This window comes from Parajatrophihabitans canadensis (assembly GCF_053764775.1).
Window position 1 is genome coordinate 2,296,237 of sequence record NZ_CM132445.1, and the last position, 18,656, is coordinate 2,314,892.

Sequence of the window (18,656 nt, forward strand, 5' to 3'; positions counted from 1 at the left end):
GCCCGCGCTCTATGAAAGTAGGCTCGACCATCGTGACGAACGAGCAGACGGGTTCTCCCCGCGGGCAGGCAGGCGGCGACGCAGCACCGATAGTCCACCGTAAACCGCATTCGCATACGGTGACCGACGGTATTGAGCGGGCCGCGGCGCGCGGCATGCTCCGCGCGGTAGGGATGGGCGACGACGACTGGCGTAAGCCCCAGGTAGGCGTCGCGTCGTCTTGGAACGAGATCACGCCCTGCAACCTGTCCTTGGACCGCCTTGCGAAGCAGGCCAAGGTCGGCGTTCGCGGCGCGGACGGGTTCCCCATGGAGTTCGGAACGATCTCGGTATCCGACGGAATCTCGATGGGTCACGCGGGTATGCACTATTCGCTTGTCTCGCGCGAAGTCATCGCGGACTCGGTCGAGACCGTCTTCCGCGCCGAGTGCCTAGACGGTGCCGTGCTACTCGCCGGTTGCGACAAGTCGCTACCCGGGATGTTGATGGCTGCTGCTCGACTCGATGTGGCAGCGGTGTTCTTGTACGCCGGTTCGACTCTGCCCGGCAAACTGCACGGAAACGACGTCACCATCATCGATGCATTCGAAGGCGTGGGCGCTTGTCTCACCGGCAAGATCACCCGCGATGAGCTCGATGAGATCGAGCGGGCGATCTGCCCTGGCGAGGGTGCCTGCGGCGGGATGTACACCGCCAACACGATGGCCTCGGCTGCCGAAGCGTTGGGTATGTCCTTGACTGGATCGGCGGCGCCTCCTGCGCCCGACGCTCGTCGAGATGCCTACGCCGAGCGGTCCGGTGAGGCCGTGGTTCATCTGATCGACGCCGGCATCACCGCGCGTCACATCCTGACCAAGCAGGCTTTCGAGAACGCGATCACGGTGGTCATGGCTCTCGGTGGCTCCACGAACGCGGTCCTGCATCTACTCGCAATAGCCAACGAAGCAGAAGTCGAATTGAACCTGGCAGATTTCAATCGAATCGGGGACAAGGTGCCGCACCTTGCCGATATGAAACCGTTCGGTCGCTATGTGATGACTGATATAGACCGAATCGGCGGCATCCCGGTGGTCATGAAAGCCTTGTTGGACGAAGGACTTCTGCACGGTGATGCGTTGACCGTTACGGGCAAGACTCTCGCCGAGAACCTGGCACAAATCGCCCCACCGCGACCCGACGGCCAGGTCATTCGGCCGATGTCGGCTCCAATACACAAGACCGGTGGGCTGACGATCCTGCACGGGTCCCTTGCACCCGAGGGTGCAGTCGTGAAAACGGCCGGCTTCGACGCGGACGTCTTCCAGGGCACCGCCCGGGTGTTCGACCGCGAGCAGGCCGCGATGGACGCAGTTGCCGCTGGCTCGTTGAAGGCAGGCGACATCGTGGTCATCCGCTGGGAAGGTCCTAAGGGTGGCCCGGGAATGCGTGAAATGCTCGCCATTACGGGCGCTATCAAAGGCGCCGGACTGGGCAAGGACGTTCTGCTCCTCACCGATGGTCGGTTTTCTGGGGGGACGACGGGCCTCTGTATCGGACACGTCGCGCCTGAGGCCGCTGTTGGTGGACCGATCGCGCTCGTGAAGGACGGCGACCGCATCGTTGTGGACATAGCGAACCGACTTCTCGAACTCGATGTCGACGCCGATGAACTCGAGCGACGCCGTGCGACGTGGCAACCGCTGCCGCCCCGGTTCAACACCGGAGTCTTGCGCAAATACGCCCAACTCGTGGGTTCAGCCGCGCAAGGCGCAGTCTGCTAGTAGTGGCTGAGTCGAGAATGCCGACGGTGCCCTCCACCGGAGCGGGCGACATTCCAGCCAGCGTCGCTGCAGCGATCACGCTCGAACCCGACGGGGTTGTCCCGCCTTACGAGCAGATCCGTACCCAGTACGCCGCCAAGATCGCGTCACGTGAGCTCACAGTCGGCACGCGGCTACCGACGGTGCGCCAACTCGCCGCGGAGCTCGGATTGGCCGTCAACACCGTTGCCCGGGCCTATCGAGAGCTTGAGGTGGCGGGTCTGATCGAGACCCGGGGGCGCGCTGGAAGCGTTGTGTCAGCGGCGGGTGATGCAGCGCGGTCGGCTGCGGTCGCGGCAGCGGATGAGTTTGTCGATACCGCAACTTCTCTGGGCATAGCGCCAGCCGAGGCAATGGCGATGGTCCGCGCTTCGTTGGATCGCAGGATCGGCAGCTGAGCTCAGATCTTCGCGAAGTCCTCGGTGAGCCAGAGCCGGTGGTGTTTGGTGTCCAGGACGATGTCGATGCCTATCGAATTGACTTGATTCGACAGGATGTTGCGCCGATGGCCGTCGTTCGGAGCTTTCTCCGCAAGCATCACCGATTCGATCTGCAGAGCCCCAGTGGTATTGACCTGCGACGCCCAGCCGATATTTTCCGCGGCGTAGGTCCAACGGACGCCTTGCGCAGTGATGCGGCTGCCGAAGGGCGCTTCCCCCGGAAGCTGATGCCCAAGCGTGTTGCGCGCGCTCATAGTGACGTTATGGGCATGAGAGCTGCGCTGTAAGCCAGCATTCCATCGAAGCGGCGGCAGTTTGGCTTTGATCCGGGACGCGTTGAGTGCGGCGAAGACCGACTGGGCGATAGTTGCGGGCGCCGGCGCGACCGCCGCTTGTGCGCTGTCGATCCCGACCAACCCGGTAGCTGAAAGCGCGAGGACAGTCACGGATGCGAACACACATTTTCTTAGCATGCGGTGATAGTGACATATCCCTGGGCAATGTGCGCGCCGAAAGTAATATTGGTGTTAAATTGTGGCATAGACCGCAGTGATCCGACCAGTCGTCGGCGACCTTGCATCTCAGGGGGTGGGATAGAGATCCCGTGTTGTTGAACGTCGTCCAGACCGGGTGTATGTTATTTCCTGTGCAGCGCCTCGTACTTATCGACTAGCGCGTCCTCAGCGGAAACCCGCAGACGACGCGCTAAACCCTTCGTGCATCAGCACGAGGGGTTTTTTGTTGCACATAAGCGATCGCTCACCGCACAACAGAAACAGATTCACCGCTGACAAGAATCCGCACTTCACTCAAGCGGCATCAGAGAGGTTCATGAGCATGACTGCGTCACCCTCCGGGAAATCCTTCAACGAGCAGGTCACCGGCGCTCAGTCACTGGTCCGTTCACTCGAAGAGGTCGGCGCAGAAGTGGTATTCGGCATCCCGGGCGGAGCAATCCTTCCGGCGTACGACCCGCTGTATGACTCCACAAGAGTCCGCCATATCCTGGTCCGCCACGAGCAGGGCGCAGGACACGCGGCAGAGGGCTACGCACAGGTGACGGGCAAAGTCGGGGTCTGTATGGCTACGTCCGGCCCGGGTGCCACCAACCTCGTCACGCCGATCGCGGATGCCTTTCTCGATTCAGTTCCGATCGTGGCGATCACCGGACAGGTGCCGTACCCCGCGATCGGCACCGACGCGTTTCAAGAAGCGGACATCTCTGGCATCACGTTGCCTATTACGAAGCACAACTTCCTGGTCCAGCACGCCGAGCAGATTCCGCAGACTATCGCCGAGGCGTTTCACCTGTCCTTGACGGGCCGCCCTGGACCGGTGTTGGTCGACATTCCCAAGGACGTCCTGCAGGCGGCAACCTCGTTCAACTGGCCACCCACTATTGATCTACCCGGCTACCGGCCAGTTCTCAAGCCGCACGGCAAGCAGATCAGAGAAGCGGCGCGGTTGATCGCGGGCGCCCAGCGGCCGGTGCTCTACATCGGTGGTGGCGTGCTGAAGGCGCACGCAACGGCGGAGCTGAAGCGACTGGCCGAGCTCACCGGCATACCGCTGGTCACAACGCTGATGGCGCGAGGCGCGTTTCCAGATTCGCATCGCCAGCACTTGGGAATGCCGGGTATGCACGGAAGCGTCTCGGCGGTGACGGCTTTGCAGAAGGCTGACCTACTCATCGCGATCGGAACCCGGTTCGACGATCGGGTTACGGGTCGACTCGACTCCTTCGCGCCACACGCGATGATCATCCACGCTGATGTCGATCCGGCCGAGATCGGTAAGAACCGCATTGCCGACGTACCGATCGTGGGTGACGCCCGCGAGGTCATCGTCGAATTGATTCCTGCGATTCAGGCTGAATATGCCGCGGACCATCGATCGGATCTGACCGGCTGGTGGCGCGAGGTCGACAGCTGGCGTGAGACGTATCCACTTGGATATGAAGAGCCCGATGATGGGGCCCTCGCACCCCAGTACGTGATCGAGCGCCTCGGTAAGATCGCCGGTCCGGATACGATCTTCACGTCGGGCGTCGGCCAGCATCAGATGTGGGCAGCCCAGTTCATCTCGTATGAGAATCCGTACACCTGGCTCAACTCTGGTGGCGCGGGCACGATGGGGTATTCGGTGCCGGCAGCGATGGGAGCCAAGGTAGGCGCTCCAGACAAGTTGGTGTGGGCAATCGACGGCGACGGCTGTTTTCAGATGACCAATCAGGAATTGGCCACCTGCGCGATCGAGGGCATTCCGATCAAGGTCGCGGTCATCAACAACGGCAACCTCGGCATGGTGCGGCAGTGGCAGACGCTGTTTTATCAAGAGCGCTATTCAAACACCAACCTTGGTACGCATGCCACCGTCGACGCGAGCCAGCTGTCGGGCAGCCGTCCGCGCATCCCTGATTTCGTCAAACTTGCTGACGCTTATGGATGTATCGGCCTACGGTGCGAGAGCAAAGCCGATGTCGACGCGACAATCGAGAAGGCAATGTCCATCGACGACCAACCAGTTGTCGTCGATTTCACCGTCGGTAAAGATGCAATGGTGTGGCCCATGGTTGCCGCGGGTACGTCCAACGACGAGATTCTGGCGGCTCGCGGCATACGCCCCAACTTCGACTCCGGCGTGTGACGTGAACGCGTTGCCCAGTGACGAGTTTGCTGCGACGGCTGATCAGCCGCTCAGGCGAATCGGCTTGATCGGCGGGACCTCATGGGAATCGACCGCTATCTACTACAGATTGCTCAACGAAGCCGTCAGGGACCGACGGGGCGGCTCGGCGAGCGCTGCTGTCACCATCCATTCGGTTGATTTCTCCGCCGTCCATGCACAGCAGGTAGCCGGGGACTGGGCAGGCATTGGCTATGACCTCGGCCGCGCGGCCCTCGCATTGCAGGCCGGCGGAGCGGAGGCGGTCGCGGTCTGCGCCAACACTTTGCACCTTGTCGCTGCCGAGATCGCCGAACCGCTGGGCGTGCCGTTCATAGACTTGATCGACATCGTCGCTGACCAATGTGTTCAACGAAATTGGGCGAAGGTGGGCCTGCTCGGCACGGGTTACACCATGCGCTCGAGCATGTACGCCGACCGGCTCCGACCGCTCGGTATAGACGTCGTCGTACCTGAGGAATCAGACCTGCAGTTCGTACACAACGTGATCTATGACGAGCTGACGCGCGGTGTCGTCAGGAGCGATTCCCGAACCGGCTACCTAAAGGTCATCAGTCGGCTTGTGTCCGATGGGGCGCAAGCGGTGATCCTTGGGTGTACGGAGATCGGCTTGCTGCTCGCCGACGGTGACGCCGCTGTGCCGTTGCTGGATACGACCGCGTCTCACTGCGAGGTCTTGACCGCTTTCATGTTGGACGAATCACGCGTTGACGCCGGACTTTCCAAGCCGGTGACGAGAGAGGTGTACCGATGAGCGTCCATACGTTGTCTGTGCTCGTCGAAAACAAGCCAGGTGTACTCGCGCGGGTAACGGGTCTGTTTTCCCGCCGCGGCTTCAATATCGACTCCCTTGCGGTCGGGCCGACCGAGCATGCCGAAATTTCACGCATCACCATCGTCGTTTCGGTTGAGGGCAATGCGCTCGAACAGGTCACCAAACAGCTCAATAAATTGATCAACGTGCTGAAGATCGTCGAGTTGGAGCGCGAGAACGCGGTTCAACGCGAGTTGTTACTCGTCAAGGTGCGAGCGGACGAGACCAGCAGGCGCGGTGTGTTGGAGACGGTGGAGTTGTTCAAGGCCAAGGTAATCGATGTTGGCCCCGAGGCGGTCACTGTTGAGGTGGTTGGGCCACCTGCGAAACTTGAAGCCATGCTCAAGATGCTCGAGCCCTATGGCATCCGCGAGATGGTCCAGTCTGGCATGGTCGCTCTTGGTCGCGGACCACGGTCAATGACGCAAGCAGCCCTGCGAAGCGTCGAGCGCAGTGCCTCATGATGAGTCCGAATATTTAGGTAGTCGGCCGCCAACCGGGCGCCGGCTTGATGAGAGGGAACGCCACCAGATGGCCGTGGAAATGTTTTACGACGACAATGCAGATCTGTCGATCGTGCAGGGGCGCAAGGTCGCCGTGCTCGGATTCGGAAGCCAGGGACACGCACATGCGTTGAGCCTTCGCGACTCCGGTGTCGACGTCCGTGTCGGCCTGCCCGAGGGCTCCAAGAGCCGCGCCAAGGCGACCGATGCCGGCCTTCGCGTTCTGACGCCGGCCGAAGCCTCGGCGGAAGCGGACCTCATCATGATTCTCGCGCCCGATCATAAGCAACGTGCGCTGTATGCAGATTCGGTCGAGCCCAACCTCAAGGACGGCGACGCGCTGTTCTTCGGTCACGGTTTCAACATTCGATTCGGCTATATCAAGCCGCCAGCAAATGTTGACGTCGCTATGGTCGCGCCGAAGGGTCCGGGTCATCTCGTCCGTCGGCAGTTCGTCGACGGCAAGGGCGTGCCCGTCCTGGTCGCAGTCGAACAGGACGCTTCGGGAAGCGCATTCGAACTGGCGTTGTCGTACGCCAAGGCGATCGGCGGAACTCGCGCCGGCGCGATCAAGACCACGTTCACCGAAGAAACCGAGACCGACCTCTTCGGAGAGCAGGCCGTACTGTGTGGCGGCGCGTCACAACTGGTGATGTATGGCTTCGAAGTGCTTACTGAGGCCGGCTACGAACCTGAGATCGCCTACTTCGAGTGCCTCCATGAGCTCAAGCTGATCGTCGATCTGATGTACGAGGGCGGCATCGCCAAACAGCGCTGGTCCGTTTCTGACACCGCTGAGTACGGCGACTACGTCTCGGGTCCGCGGGTGATCGACCCGCACGTCAAGGAGAACATGAAGACGATTCTGGGCGAGATCCAGAGCGGCGCCTTCGCGGCTCGCTTCATCGCCGATCAGGATGCCGGAGCACCGGAGTTCAAGGCTTTGCGGGCCAAGGGTGAACAGCATCCCATCGAAGAAACCGGGCGCAAGCTTCGTGGTCTGATGAGCTGGGTCAACAACGAATCCGACACCGACTACGTCGAAGGCACCGCAGCCCGCTGACCTGACCCGATTTGTGCCCGGTCCGACTCTGTCAGCAGCGAGCCGGGAGTTCGGATTGTGCCGAATTGAGAGGAACAATTGATGAAGTTAGCGGTCGTACCCGGCGACGGGATCGGCGTCGAGGTCATCGAGCAAGCGGTGAAGGTCCTCGATGCCGTGCTGCCAGGAGTGGAAAAGACACCGTATGACCTCGGCGCTGGAAGGTGGCATCGCACAGGCGAGACGCTTCCGGATTCGGTGTTGGCCGAGCTACGCCAGCACGACGCCATCCTGCTTGGCGCAGTCGGTGACCCTTCCGTCCCGTCCGGAGTTCTGGAACGTGGATTGCTCTTGCGATTGAGATTCGAGCTCGATCACTACGTCAACTTGCGGCCTTCCAAGCTGTACCCAGGGATCCCTACGCCGCTGGCCGGCAATCCGAAGATCGACTTCGTGGTGTACCGAGAAGGCACCGAAGGTCCCTATGCGGGTAATGGGGGAGTGTTGCGTAAAAACACCCCGCACGAGATCGCGACGGAAGTCAGCGTCAACACCGCATTCGGTGTTGAGCGCGTCGTGCGGGCGGCATTCGAGGGTGCGATGAAGCGGCCGCGCAAGCACCTGACGTTGGTCCACAAGAACAACGTGCTGGTCAACGCCGGCGATCTTTGGACTCGTATCGTTGCCACGGTGGCCGAGGAGTATCCCGACATCACTGTGGCGTACAACCATGTCGACGCGTCGATGATCTACCTCGTGACCGATCCTGCTCGCTATGACGTGATAGTCACCGACAACCTGTTCGGTGACATCATCACCGACCTGGCGGGCGCGGTCGCGGGTGGTATTGGACTGGCCGCCAGCGGCAATCTCAACCCGGCCCGCACGACGCCATCGATGTTCGAACCGGTTCACGGTTCGGCGCCCGACATTGCCGGGCGGGGCCTCGCTGATCCAACAGCGGCCATTCTGTCGGTCTCGATGTTGCTCAGCCATCTGGGGCACGAGGCGGAGGCAGATCGAGTAGAGGCAGCCGTCGAGGCGCACATCGCCGGACGAGCTGGCACTGGCGCGGCGAGCCCCGGGTCAACGGCCGAGATCGGCGAGCGGATCGCGTCCGCAGCAGCCAGCTAGCCCGCAATTCCTGAGGCATCGGCAACAGGGTCGGCGCATCTCAGCCTTCGAGACCGAGGATTCCATGCTCACAGACGATTTCCATGTCTTCGACACCACTCTGCGCGATGGTGCCCAACGCGAGGGCATCAGCTACTCCGTAGCGGACAAGCTGGCGGTTGCCAAGTTGCTTGACTCGCTCGGTGTCGGCTTCATCGAAGGCGGTTGGCCTGGCGCAGTTCCGAAAGACACGGAGTTCTTTGCGCGCGCGGCATCCGGTGAGCTGGAACTTGTCAATGCGACCCTGGTGGCATTCGGATCGACGCGAAAGGCCGGCGTTCGAGTCCAGGAAGATCGACAAGTGCAGGCGCTGCTGGACAGTCGAGCCTCAGTGATCACGCTGGTCGCGAAGTCGGACGTATGGCACGTCGAGCGCGCATTGCGCACCACTCTTGAGGAAAATCTGGACATGGTTCGCGACACCGTGGCCTTTTTGCGGGCCGAAGGCAGGCGAGTATTCGTCGATTGCGAACACTTCTTCGACGGTTACAAGCATGACCCGGATTACGGAATTCGGGTCCTGGACGCCGCGCACGAGGCTGGAGCTGATGTCGGCGTGCTGTGTGACACCAACGGCGGCATGCTGCCGATGAGCGTCGGCGAGATAGTGACGGCCGTTAAGGGTCGTACCGGCATACGGCTAGGCATCCACACTCAGGACGACACGGGGTGCGCCGTCGCCAATACGCTGGCTGCCGTGCACGCGGGTGTCACGCACGTCCAAGGCACGGCGAACGGCTACGGCGAACGAGCCGGTAACGCAAACCTCTTTTCGGTGATCGGCGGTCTCGTATTCAAGATGGGCCTCGATGTCCTGCCGGCCGGAGCCATCGCCGAGAGCGTACGGGTCTCGCATGCGATTGCCGAGATTGCCAATCTCGCACCGGACACGCATGCTCCGTACGTCGGCGGCTCGGCCTTTGCCCACAAGGCGGGCCTGCACGCCTCGGCGATCAAGATGGGACCCGAGCTCTACAACCATATGGAGCCCGGCGAGGTCGGCAACACTCAGCGAATACTGATCACCGAGATGGCTGGCCGGGCCTCGGTCGAGCTCAAATCGGCCGAACTCGGAGTCGACGTGACGGGACGCCCCGAGGTCGTGAGCCAGATCGTCGAGCAGGTCAAGGATCGCGAAGCGTCAGGGTGGTCCTATGAGGCCGCTGACGCCTCGTTCGAACTACTGGTGCGGGACCAACTGGATGGCGCCGCTGCGTTCGTGCCGTTCACGTTGGAGTCTTACCGCACAATCGTGGATCGACGCGAAGACGGCGTGATCGTGACCGAAGCGACCGTGAAAGTGCATGCCGACGGCCGACGGGTCATCTCGACAGCCGAAGGAAACGGCCCGGTGAACGCATTGGATCGCGCGCTGCGCCAAGCCTTGGAGGAGGCGTACCCGTCGCTGTCCGGGCTCGAGTTGACCGACTACAAGGTACGAATTCTGCCGGGCAAACACGGTACGGACGCGACCACTCGGGTGCTCATCGAAACTTCGGACAAGTCTCAGGCGTGGACGACTGTTGGGGTTCACCCCAACATAATCGAAGCCTCATGGCTTGCTCTGGCAGATGCGGTCCGCTACGGGTTGTTGGGAAACTGAACGCAACCGGCCGGTGGCCTACGTCGGTGCGCGGTCTGCTTGCCTCCCTACCGCTAGCCAGGCTTGCGCTGATCGGCCTTGGGCTCTGGGGCGCGACGGTGGCCTCCGGTATTTGGCGCTTTCTCTGGGTGGCGCTGGCAAGCGCTGGCGCAGGTCTGGTCTACGTCGCTCTGGTCCAACGGGCCAAGGCACGCAGACGAGGTCGAGCAGCAGTTGGCGAGGCAGCCTCACCGGCGCCCGAAGTGGATTAGGTTCGCGTACGGCTGAGCGCCTACTTGCGGTGCAGCAACTACTTGCGGTGCAACAACTACTTGCGGTGCAACAACTACTTGCGGTGCAACAACTACTTGCGGTGCAACGGCTCGTTGCGCGGCAAGGATCTGACCGCGCAATCGTTTGAACCGCATGAACTCCCGCAGTCTGATCCGCAGGCGGTCGCGGCCATGATTGCGGCATCGACGTCGGCTTCGTACCTCTCGGCCTGCGCGGCCGATGCATCGATCGTTGCAGATCGGCGAAGGCCGAATGCGATTGCGACCAGGAGACAAGCAACAACCAGCACCACGATGCCGATCAGCTTCCAAACCCATCCGCTTGACCAGATCAGGGGCGCCAGGCCGGCGATCAGCAGCACGACTGCGGGTGGCAGGAGCAGTGTCGCCATTCTTCGCCGAACCGCCGGCGGCACGTTGTGCAGGTCGCTCACCCATTCAGTATCCGCCAATGCACAGCGATTCTTCGCACCGGTAGCCTGACCATCGTGCGTATCGCGAGATTTGTTCATCCTGGTGGCATCGCCTGGGGTGTTGTCGAAGGTCAGGCCCAGGCTGTCTATGACGCGCTGACCATTGCTGCGATCAAGGATCATCCGATGGGGCCGATCGAATTCACCGGCGAGCGATTCGCGATCGGTGATGTTCGGTTGTTGGCCCCGATATTGCCAAGCAAGGTCATCGCGGTCGGTCGCAACTACGTCGCGCACGCCGCCGAGATGGGCGGTGACGTGCCGGAACGTCCGCTGATCTTCCTCAAGCCATCAACGTCCGTCATCGGCACGCATGATGTCATCCGGTTGCCGGCCGATTCGGACGAGGTCGATCACGAAGCGGAACTGGCACTCGTCATCGGCAAGGTCGCCAAGGACGTGCCCCGGGAGAAAGCTACTGACGTGATCTTCGGCTACACCTGCGCCAATGACGTGACAGCACGAGATCAACAGCGCGCAGACGGACAGTTCACCCGGGCCAAGGGCCATGACTCGTTTTGCCCGATCGGACCGTGGATCGAGACCACGTTCGATCCGAGCGCGGTCCGCATCCGGGCCCTCGTCAACGACGAGACGAGGCAGGACGGCAACACCCGGGACATGGTGTTCGACGTCGGCACGCTGGTGTCCTTCATGTCGCACGTGATGACCTTGGTACCTGGGGACGTGATATTGACTGGCACTCCAGCGGGCGTGGGGCGGATCGTCGCGGGCGACACCGTGACGGTCGCTATCGATGGCATCGGCCAACTCGTCAATCCGGTCAAGCGCCGATGACCGGTGCGGTGCCGGAGGTCGCCGTGGACGGCGACATACGAGTCCGGTTCTGTCCGTCTCCTACAGGCAATCCGCATGTGGGCTTGATTCGTACGTGCTTGTTCAACTGGGCATATGCGCGACACGTCGGCGGTACATTCGTGTTTCGGATCGAGGACACTGATGCCGCTCGTGACTCCCAGGAGTCTTACCAGCAACTTCTCGACGCCCTGCGATGGCTCGGACTGGATTGGGATGAGGGACCCGAGGTCGGCGGACCGTACGGGCCGTACCGGCAGAGCGAGCGACACGAGGTCTACCGCGACGTTATCGCGCGACTAAAGCGCGCCGGGCACCTGTACGAGTCGTTCTCCACGCCGGAGGAGGTAGAGGCGCGACACAGATCCCATGGCCGGGATCCCAAGCTCGGCTATGACAACTATGATCGCGACCTCACCGAGGCGCAGCGCGCCGAGTTCCGTGCGGCTGGTCGCGAGCCAGTACTGCGTTTGCGGATGCCCGATACTGATCTTGGGTGGACCGATCTCGTCCGCGGCGAGGTGTCATTCGCGGCAGCGGCCGTACCGGACTTCGTCGTGGTGCGCGCGAACGGAATACCCCTGTACACGTTGGTCAATCCCGTTGACGACGCAATGATGCGCATTACCCACGTCCTACGCGGCGAAGACCTCCTCCCGTCCACGCCTCGTCAGATTGCGCTCTACCGCGCCCTCATGGACGTGGGCGTCGCAGAGCGGGTGCCGCAGTTCGGTCACCTGCCCTACGTCATGGGCGAGGGCAACAAGAAGTTGTCCAAACGTGACCCCCAGGCGTCACTGAACACCTACCGCGAGGCCGGCTACCTGCCCGAGGGTCTCCTCAACTATTTGGCCCTGCTGGGCTGGTCCATCGCCGACGACCACGACATCTTCTCGTTGCACGAGATGGTCCAGGCCTTCGACGTCGCCGACGTAAATGCCAATCCGGCGAGATTCGACGGCAAGAAGGCGGAAGCGATAAATGCGACCCACATCCGGTTGCTCGAACCGGCAGACTTCGCCTCCCGGCTGCGGGAGTTTCTTGTTAGATCCGACCTTCTCGGTGCCGATGTCACGCCAGATCAACTTCGGCTGGTAGCAGCTGCAGCGCCTTTGGTTCAGGAGCGAATCAAGACTCTGGCCGAGGGCGCTGAGATGCTGCGCTTTCTCTTTGTGAGTGACTCGGAGTTCGTGGTCGACGAGGCGGCGGCTAGCAAGCAGCTGGGTGAAGCGGGACAGGTGGTAATCGCAGCTTCGATCCGGGTTTTGCAGGATCTCGCCGATTGGACGGCGCCCGCCATCGAATCGGTATTGCACGCTGAGTTGATCGACGGGATGCAACTCAAGCCGCGCAATGCGTTTGGGGCCTTGCGTGTGGCAATCACCGGAAAGCAGGTCTCACCCCCGCTTTTCGAATCCATGGAACTGCTTGGTCGGCAGCCCACCCTAGCGAGGCTTACCGCTGCACAGCATTGATCGTGTCCGATTTCAGATCCCGCCGCGACGTCCGGTAGAGTAAGCGCTCGGCTCGGTCCGCACTCCAAGGCCGGGCAGCAATGGGGTATGGGGTAATTGGCAGCCCAAGTGATTCTGATTCACTTAGTCTAGGTTCGAGTCCTGGTACCCCAGCGCAATAAATGCAAGTTGGTCTGAACATCGGTCCGAACGTCGGAGCGATGAGCTGTTTGATTGCCTAGGGCCCCGTCGTCTAGCGGCCTAGGACGCCGCCCTCTCACGGCGGTAGCGAGGGTTCGAATCCCTTCGGGGCTACCACAACGGTTAGCGCCCCCGAGATACTTCGGGGGCCATTGCTGGTCGACGACTGCCAGATGCCGCAGAGCTTCGACCGCGGTTGTTGCCGCTTAAGAGTTAAATGTCGGCCACGGATCCCACGCGTCCAGGTCCGACAGGCTTTTCATTGACGATGTCGCGTGCCATGGTTGTGTTAGGTAGGCCCGAGTTTGCGTCCGGCCCGACTGCGCGCTGTGCAGGCCTGGCACGGGCGTGGAGCCCGGGGAGGATGGGTGATGGATCCGCTTCACCGCCAGAGCCCAGGCGTCGACCTGCACAACCCTGACCCGGCTATTCCTGCAGCCGCCAATTCGGGTCCAGATTCGGCTGCCGACCTTGCGGCGCCGCTAGATGCGGAGTCCGAGAGTGCCGAGCCGTTCGAGGCCGATTCCGCGACCATAGAGAAGATCCTGCAAGTGACCGGCGTATTCGTCGCCGAGATGCGCGTGCACGGAAGCCGTATCGACGCGGCCGTCCCGGCGGTCGTCGCCGCGGCGGGCTTTGACTGGCCGGGACGTTCTTACGACGCCGTCATGTTCTGGTCCGCGATCGGTACCCGTATCTCGTGGAGCAAGCCGAGTGACGTCGAGTCGCGATTCCAGGTGCTTCTCTCGAATCAGGCCTTCAGCGTCCGGCTGGTACGCGCAGCGCCAGACAGGTGGGCGGCGATCTGGCAGGTCTCCGGCAATGAGTTTTCGGCCGGCTCGGACGGGTACTCCAGCGGGCCGACTGGTCCGAATCGGCTCGCTTCGGTTCTCACGGACCTGAGTGGCCGCATCGCCTGGTGGAATGAGCAGTTCCTGCAGTTCGCGGCTGTATCAGAAGTACAGCAGGGCGCCACAGTTCAGTCCATTCTGCCCAACGATATGGGTCCGTCTATCGGAGAGGTGCTCAAAGGCGCCGCGGCAGGCGAAACCATCGACGAACTGATTGCCACGGTCCAGCCCGAGCCGCGATGGTTTCGAGTGCACGCCAATCACGCCGCGGCAGCAGACTCGACCAGCGCCGCCGCATCGTTGGTGGTCTTTCATTTTGAAGAGATCACCAGTTCGCCGCACGCGCGCCAGGGTTTGGTCGACCAAATCGTCAGGGACCCGCTGACCGGGCTCTACAACCGACGGGCATTGCTGGATATCGCTGAATTGGACGATCCCGCGCAGTCGCCGTTCACTGCGGTCCTGCTGGCAGATGTCCGCCGTTTCAAGAGCATCAATGACTTGTGGGGTCAGGGCGGCGGGGACGAGTGTCTGATCGAGGTCGCACGGTGGCTGCGTTCAGTGGCGCGGCCGACAGACGTCGTCGTACGCCTTTCCGGAAACGAGTTCCTCGTTCTCTGCGTCGCAGGTTCGCCTGTCCCGCAAGCTGTTGAAAACGCCGGTGACATCGAGGTGCCATTCGGCGAGGACCGAATAGTCATCACCCTGCAGGCCGGTTGGGATCGTCGGTTCAAGGGACAGGACTTACTCTCGGTCGTCGACCATGCCGAGCGCGCCCTGGCCGCAGCCAAGCGGTCGTCGTGGCGGACCGTAGTGCGGTGGACGCCCGAAATATCGCGAGCAGCAAGCGAACGGGTGGACGAGGAGGAGCGGGTTCGGCGAGCCGTCGTCGCCGGAGAGATCGAGGTCTACTTCCAACCGCTGATAGACGTCGAGCGAGGTGTCGTGCAAAGCGCCGAAGCGCTCCTGCGCCTCGGCGGTCCGGGAGCAGGGTTGGATGCCGAGCGAATAATCGAGGCCAGTCATGTGCTCGGGTTGACGCCGAGGTTGGCGAAGATGTTCTGCCAGCGAGCTTTTGCCGATGGGCGCAAGCTTCGAGGTGTCTTCGGCGGCGCGAGTATCAGCGTGAACATCTCCCGAGAGTTCATGGGCACGGGTCTGGCCATCGGCACGGTGGCGGAGGCGGCCGCGGAAGCCGGCCTGGAGCCCGCGGACATTGTCTTGGAGTTGACGGAGGAGGTCGCCGTCGGAGTTTCCTCGGCCGTGCTCATGGCTGAACTGCGGCGTGGGGCAGAACTCGGCTTGGCGATCGTCATCGACGACTTCGGTCGTGGCGAGACGGCGTTGTCGATGCTGCGATCTCTACCGCTGGCGGCCATCAAGCTGGATCGTTCGTTGCTGCCCACTGACGGTGACGCCAAAGGGTGGGAATTCGTGCAAGGTACGGCCTCGTTGTTGCGTACCTTGGCTCCCCGGCTGGTAGCCGAAGGTGTCGAGACCGTTACTCAGTCCCGCCGTCTGCTCGAGATGGGGATCTCGATTCAGCAGGGCTATCTCTTCGGCCGAGCCATGCCCACCGCCTATTGGCTGGACCATGAGCCGGTCATCCCAGCTCGTTGAGGCCGTCCCTAGTCGGACGCTCATAGGACCGCCAGGGGGCTAGCTGCTATTCGTCAGGTGAGTTCATCAAGGTGTCAGCGAGTTCTGCAGACGCTGAGCCGCGGTTGTCAGGATGGGCGCGAAACGCTGGCCCGGCGACCGTCCGAGCCGTTCGATCGGCCCGGAAATCGAGACCGCTGCGATAACCCGGCGGCCCGGACCAAACACCGGGGCGGAGACCGACGCGACGCCCGCCTCCCGCTGGCCCACAGATTGGGCCCAGCCGCGGCGGCGAACCTCGGCGAGGGAGCGCTCGCTGAACTCGGCGTGCTGGAGCAAGGTAGTTATGGTGTCGGGTGATTCCCACGCGCACAGCACCTGCGCGCCCGAGCCCGCCGTCAGCGGTAGACGTGCGCCCAGCGGCACGGTCGTACGAAGCCCAGTCGTGCGCTCAGCGGCTGCGACACACACGCGATCGCGACCATCTCGCCGGTAGAGTTGACTGCTTTCCCCCGAGGTGTCCCGGACCCACGCAAGTACCTCCACAGCCCGATCGAGCAGTGGGTCAACGGCGTTCGCTGCGAGCTCGGCGAGACGCGGTCCGGGGACGAAACGCCCCTCGGCATCGCGAGCCAGTAGACGGTGGACCTCAAGGGCGACCGCGAGCCGGTGGGCGGTTGCGCGCGGGATGCCAGTTCGTTCCACCAGGTCCGACAGCGCGGCCGGGCCCTCGCCGGCGGCGACGAGAATCGCAACGGTCTTGTCCACGACGCCAATACCGCTATGCTGTCCCATAGGTCGATACTAGCGTCTCATATAATGGGACGCTAGTCGATCGCCGATACGATTGCTGGGACGCAGGAGGAATGTTTGATGGACGGGACCACTGGTAAGACGTTGGCCGAGAAGCTGTGGGACAGCCACCTGGTGCGTACCGCGCCCGGTGAGCCGGACCTGCTCTACATTGACATGCATCTCGTGCACGAAGTCACCAGCCCTCAGGCCTTCGATGGCCTTCGGCTGGCAGGTCGGGCAGTTCGGCGGCCAGACCTCACGTTGGCGACGGAGGACCACAACGTCCCCACGCAGGACATCTTCGCGCCAATCGCGGACCCGGTGAGTCGTACCCAGGTCGATACGTTGCGCAGCAACTGCGCCGAATTCGGGGTGACGCTGTACCCCATGGGCAACAAGGAGCAGGGGATCGTCCACGTCATCGGTCCTCAACTGGGTATTACGCAGCCGGGTATGACACTTGTCTGTGGTGACTCGCACACCTCGACCCACGGCGCGTTCGGAGCGCTCGCCTTTGGTATCGGAACCAGCCAAGTCGAGCACGTGCTTGCCACCCAGACGCTTCCGATGGACCGACCCAAGACAATGGCCGTTACCGTGAACGGTCCGCTGGCGCCAGGCGTCACGCCGAAGGATGTGATCCTGGCGGTGATCGCAAAGACGGGTACGGCCGGTGGTCAGGGCTACATGGTGGAATACCGCGGCGACACCTTCGAGGCGATGAGCATGGAGGGCCGGATGACGGTCTGCAACATGAGCATCGAGTGGGGCGCCCGCGCTGGCATGATCGCACCTGACGAGACAACGTTCGCCTATTTGAAGGGTCGCGCGCACGCTCCGGTCGGTGCCGATTGGGAGGCTGCCGTCGCCTACTGGAAGACCCTTGCCACCGATGCTGATGCCCAGTTCGACGCCGAGGTCGTCCTCGATGCCGCGGACGTAACGCCATTTGTAACGTGGGGGACGAACCCGGGCCAAGGTGCACCGCTGTCCGCGTCCGTGCCCGATCCGGCTGAGTTCGCTGAGGATTCGGACCGGGTCGCCGCTGAGAAGGCCTTGGCCTACATGGGCTTGACGGCTGGGACACCGCTTCGCGACATCAAGGTCGACACGGTTTTCGTCGGTTCGTGCACCAACGGACGCATCGAGGACCTTCGCGCGACCGCTGCCGTAATGGCGGGGCAGAAGGTGGCTGACGGGGTGCGGATGCTGATAGTTCCTGGCTCGATGCGCGTCAAAGCCCAAGCGGAGGAAGAGGGTCTGGATGCCATCTTCACTGCTGCTGGGGCTGAATGGCGGCAAGCCGGATGCTCCATGTGCCTCGGTATGAACCCCGATCAGCTCGCCGCGGGCGAGCGCAGCGCGTCCACGTCCAACCGGAATTTCGAAGGCAGGCAGGGTAAGGGCGGCCGCACGCATCTGGTATCGCCTTTGGTCGCCGCGGCGACCGCGATCACCGGCCATCTCGCCAGCCCGGCAGATCTGTAAGGAGAGGCATCATGGATAAATTCACTGTTCACACCGGCACGGCCGTGCCGTTGCGGCGTAGCAATGTCGACACCGACCAGATCATTCCGGCGGTCTACCTCAAGCGCGTCACCCGCACCGGTTTCGAGGATGCGCTATTTCACGCCTGGCGTGCCAACGAGCACGACTTCGTGCTCAACCAGGACAGGTTCAAGGGGGCGTCGGTCCTGGTCGCTGGACCCGACTTCGGGACCGGATCGTCACGCGAACACGCCGTCTGGGCGCTGTCGGATTATGGGTTCAAGGTCGTGATCTCACCGCGGTTTGCAGACATTTTCCGCGGCAATTCGCTCAAGGCCGGCCTGCTCACCGTGGTGCTTCCGGAGAAGATCGTCCAGCGCTTGCTGGACGACATCGAGGATGACCCAACAACGAAGGTCACGATCGACCTCACCGAGCGCCAGGTGCGCTGGACTGGGGAAGTGCACGATTTCGAACTCGATGACTACACGCGCTGGCGGCTGTTAGAGGGCTTGGACGACATAGGTCTGACCTTGCGTCACCCGGACTTGATCCAAAGCTTTGAGGACGGCCGGAAGCCATGGCTGCCCAGTCTCGCGGCGGCCGCCCTCTAGACCGATCCCAACCGCCGCGACCTCAGCGGGGATG

Annotated in this window: 17 protein-coding genes and 2 tRNA genes; 16 read left to right on the forward strand and 3 right to left on the reverse strand. The window is 62.5% G+C overall.

Annotated elements, in window-relative coordinates; genetic code table 11:
* The first annotated feature begins 11 nt into the window (after positions 1 to 11).
* Positions 12 to 1,760: a dihydroxy-acid dehydratase gene (gene ilvD / locus ACSMXN_RS11200; RefSeq protein ID WP_022912327.1), complete on the forward strand. Its 1,749-nt coding sequence runs from the start codon at positions 12 to 14 to the stop codon at positions 1,758 to 1,760.
* A gap of 26 nt (positions 1,761 to 1,786) precedes the next feature.
* Positions 1,787 to 2,197, forward strand: coding sequence for a GntR family transcriptional regulator (locus ACSMXN_RS11205; protein WP_455407750.1), 411 nt, complete (start codon positions 1,787 to 1,789; stop codon positions 2,195 to 2,197).
* 2 nt (positions 2,198 to 2,199) lie between these two features.
* On the opposite strand, the gene ACSMXN_RS11210 is transcribed toward ACSMXN_RS11205, so the two are convergent.
* Positions 2,200 to 2,685 carry a CAP domain-containing protein gene (locus ACSMXN_RS11210; protein ID WP_196811196.1) on the reverse strand — a complete coding sequence of 162 codons (486 nt, stop codon included), beginning with the start codon at positions 2,683 to 2,685 and terminating at the stop codon, positions 2,200 to 2,202.
* Positions 2,686 to 2,986: 301 nt separating this feature from the next.
* Between ACSMXN_RS11210 and ACSMXN_RS11215 the strand changes: the two genes are divergently transcribed.
* From ACSMXN_RS11215 to ACSMXN_RS11245, 7 genes are all read left to right on the forward strand, one after another.
* Entirely contained in the window at positions 2,987 to 4,885 is a 1,899-nt protein-coding gene (locus ACSMXN_RS11215; RefSeq protein WP_455407776.1) for an acetolactate synthase large subunit, read from the forward strand.
* A 1-nt stretch (position 4,886) separates the two neighbouring features.
* The gene (locus tag ACSMXN_RS11220; RefSeq protein ID WP_022912331.1) at positions 4,887 to 5,678 is read left to right on the forward strand and encodes an amino acid racemase; all 792 of its coding nucleotides are present in this window, start codon (positions 4,887 to 4,889) and stop codon (positions 5,676 to 5,678) included.
* The gene (gene ilvN, locus ACSMXN_RS11225; protein ID WP_022912332.1) at positions 5,675 to 6,202 is read left to right on the forward strand and encodes an acetolactate synthase small subunit; all 528 of its coding nucleotides are present in this window, start codon (positions 5,675 to 5,677) and stop codon (positions 6,200 to 6,202) included. The genes ACSMXN_RS11220 and ilvN overlap by 4 nt, the downstream gene beginning before the upstream one ends.
* Positions 6,192 to 7,304, forward strand: coding sequence for a ketol-acid reductoisomerase (ilvC, locus tag ACSMXN_RS11230; RefSeq protein WP_455407751.1), 1,113 nt, complete (start codon positions 6,192 to 6,194; stop codon positions 7,302 to 7,304). The genes ilvN and ilvC overlap by 11 nt, the downstream gene beginning before the upstream one ends.
* A gap of 81 nt (positions 7,305 to 7,385) precedes the next feature.
* Positions 7,386 to 8,417 (forward strand): 3-isopropylmalate dehydrogenase, encoded by a 1,032-nt coding sequence (locus ACSMXN_RS11235; RefSeq protein ID WP_022912334.1) that lies wholly within the window; start codon positions 7,386 to 7,388, stop codon positions 8,415 to 8,417.
* A 64-nt stretch (positions 8,418 to 8,481) separates the two neighbouring features.
* The gene (gene cimA, locus ACSMXN_RS11240) at positions 8,482 to 10,059 is read left to right on the forward strand and encodes a citramalate synthase (RefSeq protein WP_022912335.1); all 1,578 of its coding nucleotides are present in this window, start codon (positions 8,482 to 8,484) and stop codon (positions 10,057 to 10,059) included.
* 26 nt (positions 10,060 to 10,085) lie between these two features.
* Positions 10,086 to 10,310 carry a hypothetical protein gene (locus tag ACSMXN_RS11245; protein ID WP_022912336.1) on the forward strand — a complete coding sequence of 75 codons (225 nt, stop codon included), beginning with the start codon at positions 10,086 to 10,088 and terminating at the stop codon, positions 10,308 to 10,310.
* Between the two features lie 92 nt (positions 10,311 to 10,402).
* Here the strand turns inward: ACSMXN_RS11245 and ACSMXN_RS11250 are convergent, their stop codons facing one another.
* Positions 10,403 to 10,765 carry a hypothetical protein gene (locus ACSMXN_RS11250; RefSeq protein ID WP_155958292.1) on the reverse strand — a complete coding sequence of 121 codons (363 nt, stop codon included), beginning with the start codon at positions 10,763 to 10,765 and terminating at the stop codon, positions 10,403 to 10,405.
* Between the two features lie 54 nt (positions 10,766 to 10,819).
* Here ACSMXN_RS11250 and ACSMXN_RS11255 point away from each other — a divergent pair, with 54 nt between their 5' ends.
* The 5 genes from ACSMXN_RS11255 (at position 10,820) to ACSMXN_RS11275 (ending at position 15,746) form a co-directional block, all read left to right on the forward strand.
* Positions 10,820 to 11,602, forward strand: coding sequence for a fumarylacetoacetate hydrolase family protein (locus tag ACSMXN_RS11255; protein ID WP_022912338.1), 783 nt, complete (start codon positions 10,820 to 10,822; stop codon positions 11,600 to 11,602).
* Positions 11,599 to 13,095, forward strand: a complete 1,497-nt coding sequence (gene gltX / locus ACSMXN_RS11260) for a glutamate--tRNA ligase (protein ID WP_022912339.1) — start codon at positions 11,599 to 11,601, stop codon at positions 13,093 to 13,095. The genes ACSMXN_RS11255 and gltX overlap by 4 nt, the downstream gene beginning before the upstream one ends.
* Before the next feature lie 81 nt (positions 13,096 to 13,176).
* Positions 13,177 to 13,248, forward strand: a tRNA-Gln gene (locus tag ACSMXN_RS11265).
* Between the two features lie 68 nt (positions 13,249 to 13,316).
* Positions 13,317 to 13,392, forward strand: a tRNA-Glu gene (locus ACSMXN_RS11270).
* 254 nt (positions 13,393 to 13,646) lie between these two features.
* On the forward strand, positions 13,647 to 15,746 hold the full coding sequence (locus ACSMXN_RS11275; protein WP_022912340.1) for a phosphodiesterase: 2,100 nt from the start codon (positions 13,647 to 13,649) through the stop codon (positions 15,744 to 15,746).
* Positions 15,747 to 15,812: 66 nt separating this feature from the next.
* On the opposite strand, the gene ACSMXN_RS11280 is transcribed toward ACSMXN_RS11275, so the two are convergent.
* Complete coding sequence (locus tag ACSMXN_RS11280) at positions 15,813 to 16,520, reverse strand: IclR family transcriptional regulator (RefSeq protein ID WP_022912341.1); 708 nt, start codon at positions 16,518 to 16,520, stop codon at positions 15,813 to 15,815.
* Between the two features lie 78 nt (positions 16,521 to 16,598).
* Here ACSMXN_RS11280 and leuC point away from each other — a divergent pair, with 78 nt between their 5' ends.
* The gene (gene leuC, locus ACSMXN_RS11285; protein WP_022912342.1) at positions 16,599 to 18,008 is read left to right on the forward strand and encodes a 3-isopropylmalate dehydratase large subunit; all 1,410 of its coding nucleotides are present in this window, start codon (positions 16,599 to 16,601) and stop codon (positions 18,006 to 18,008) included.
* A gap of 11 nt (positions 18,009 to 18,019) precedes the next feature.
* Complete coding sequence (leuD, locus tag ACSMXN_RS11290; RefSeq protein WP_022912343.1) at positions 18,020 to 18,622, forward strand: 3-isopropylmalate dehydratase small subunit; 603 nt, start codon at positions 18,020 to 18,022, stop codon at positions 18,620 to 18,622.
* The last annotated feature ends 34 nt before the right edge of the window (positions 18,623 to 18,656 follow it).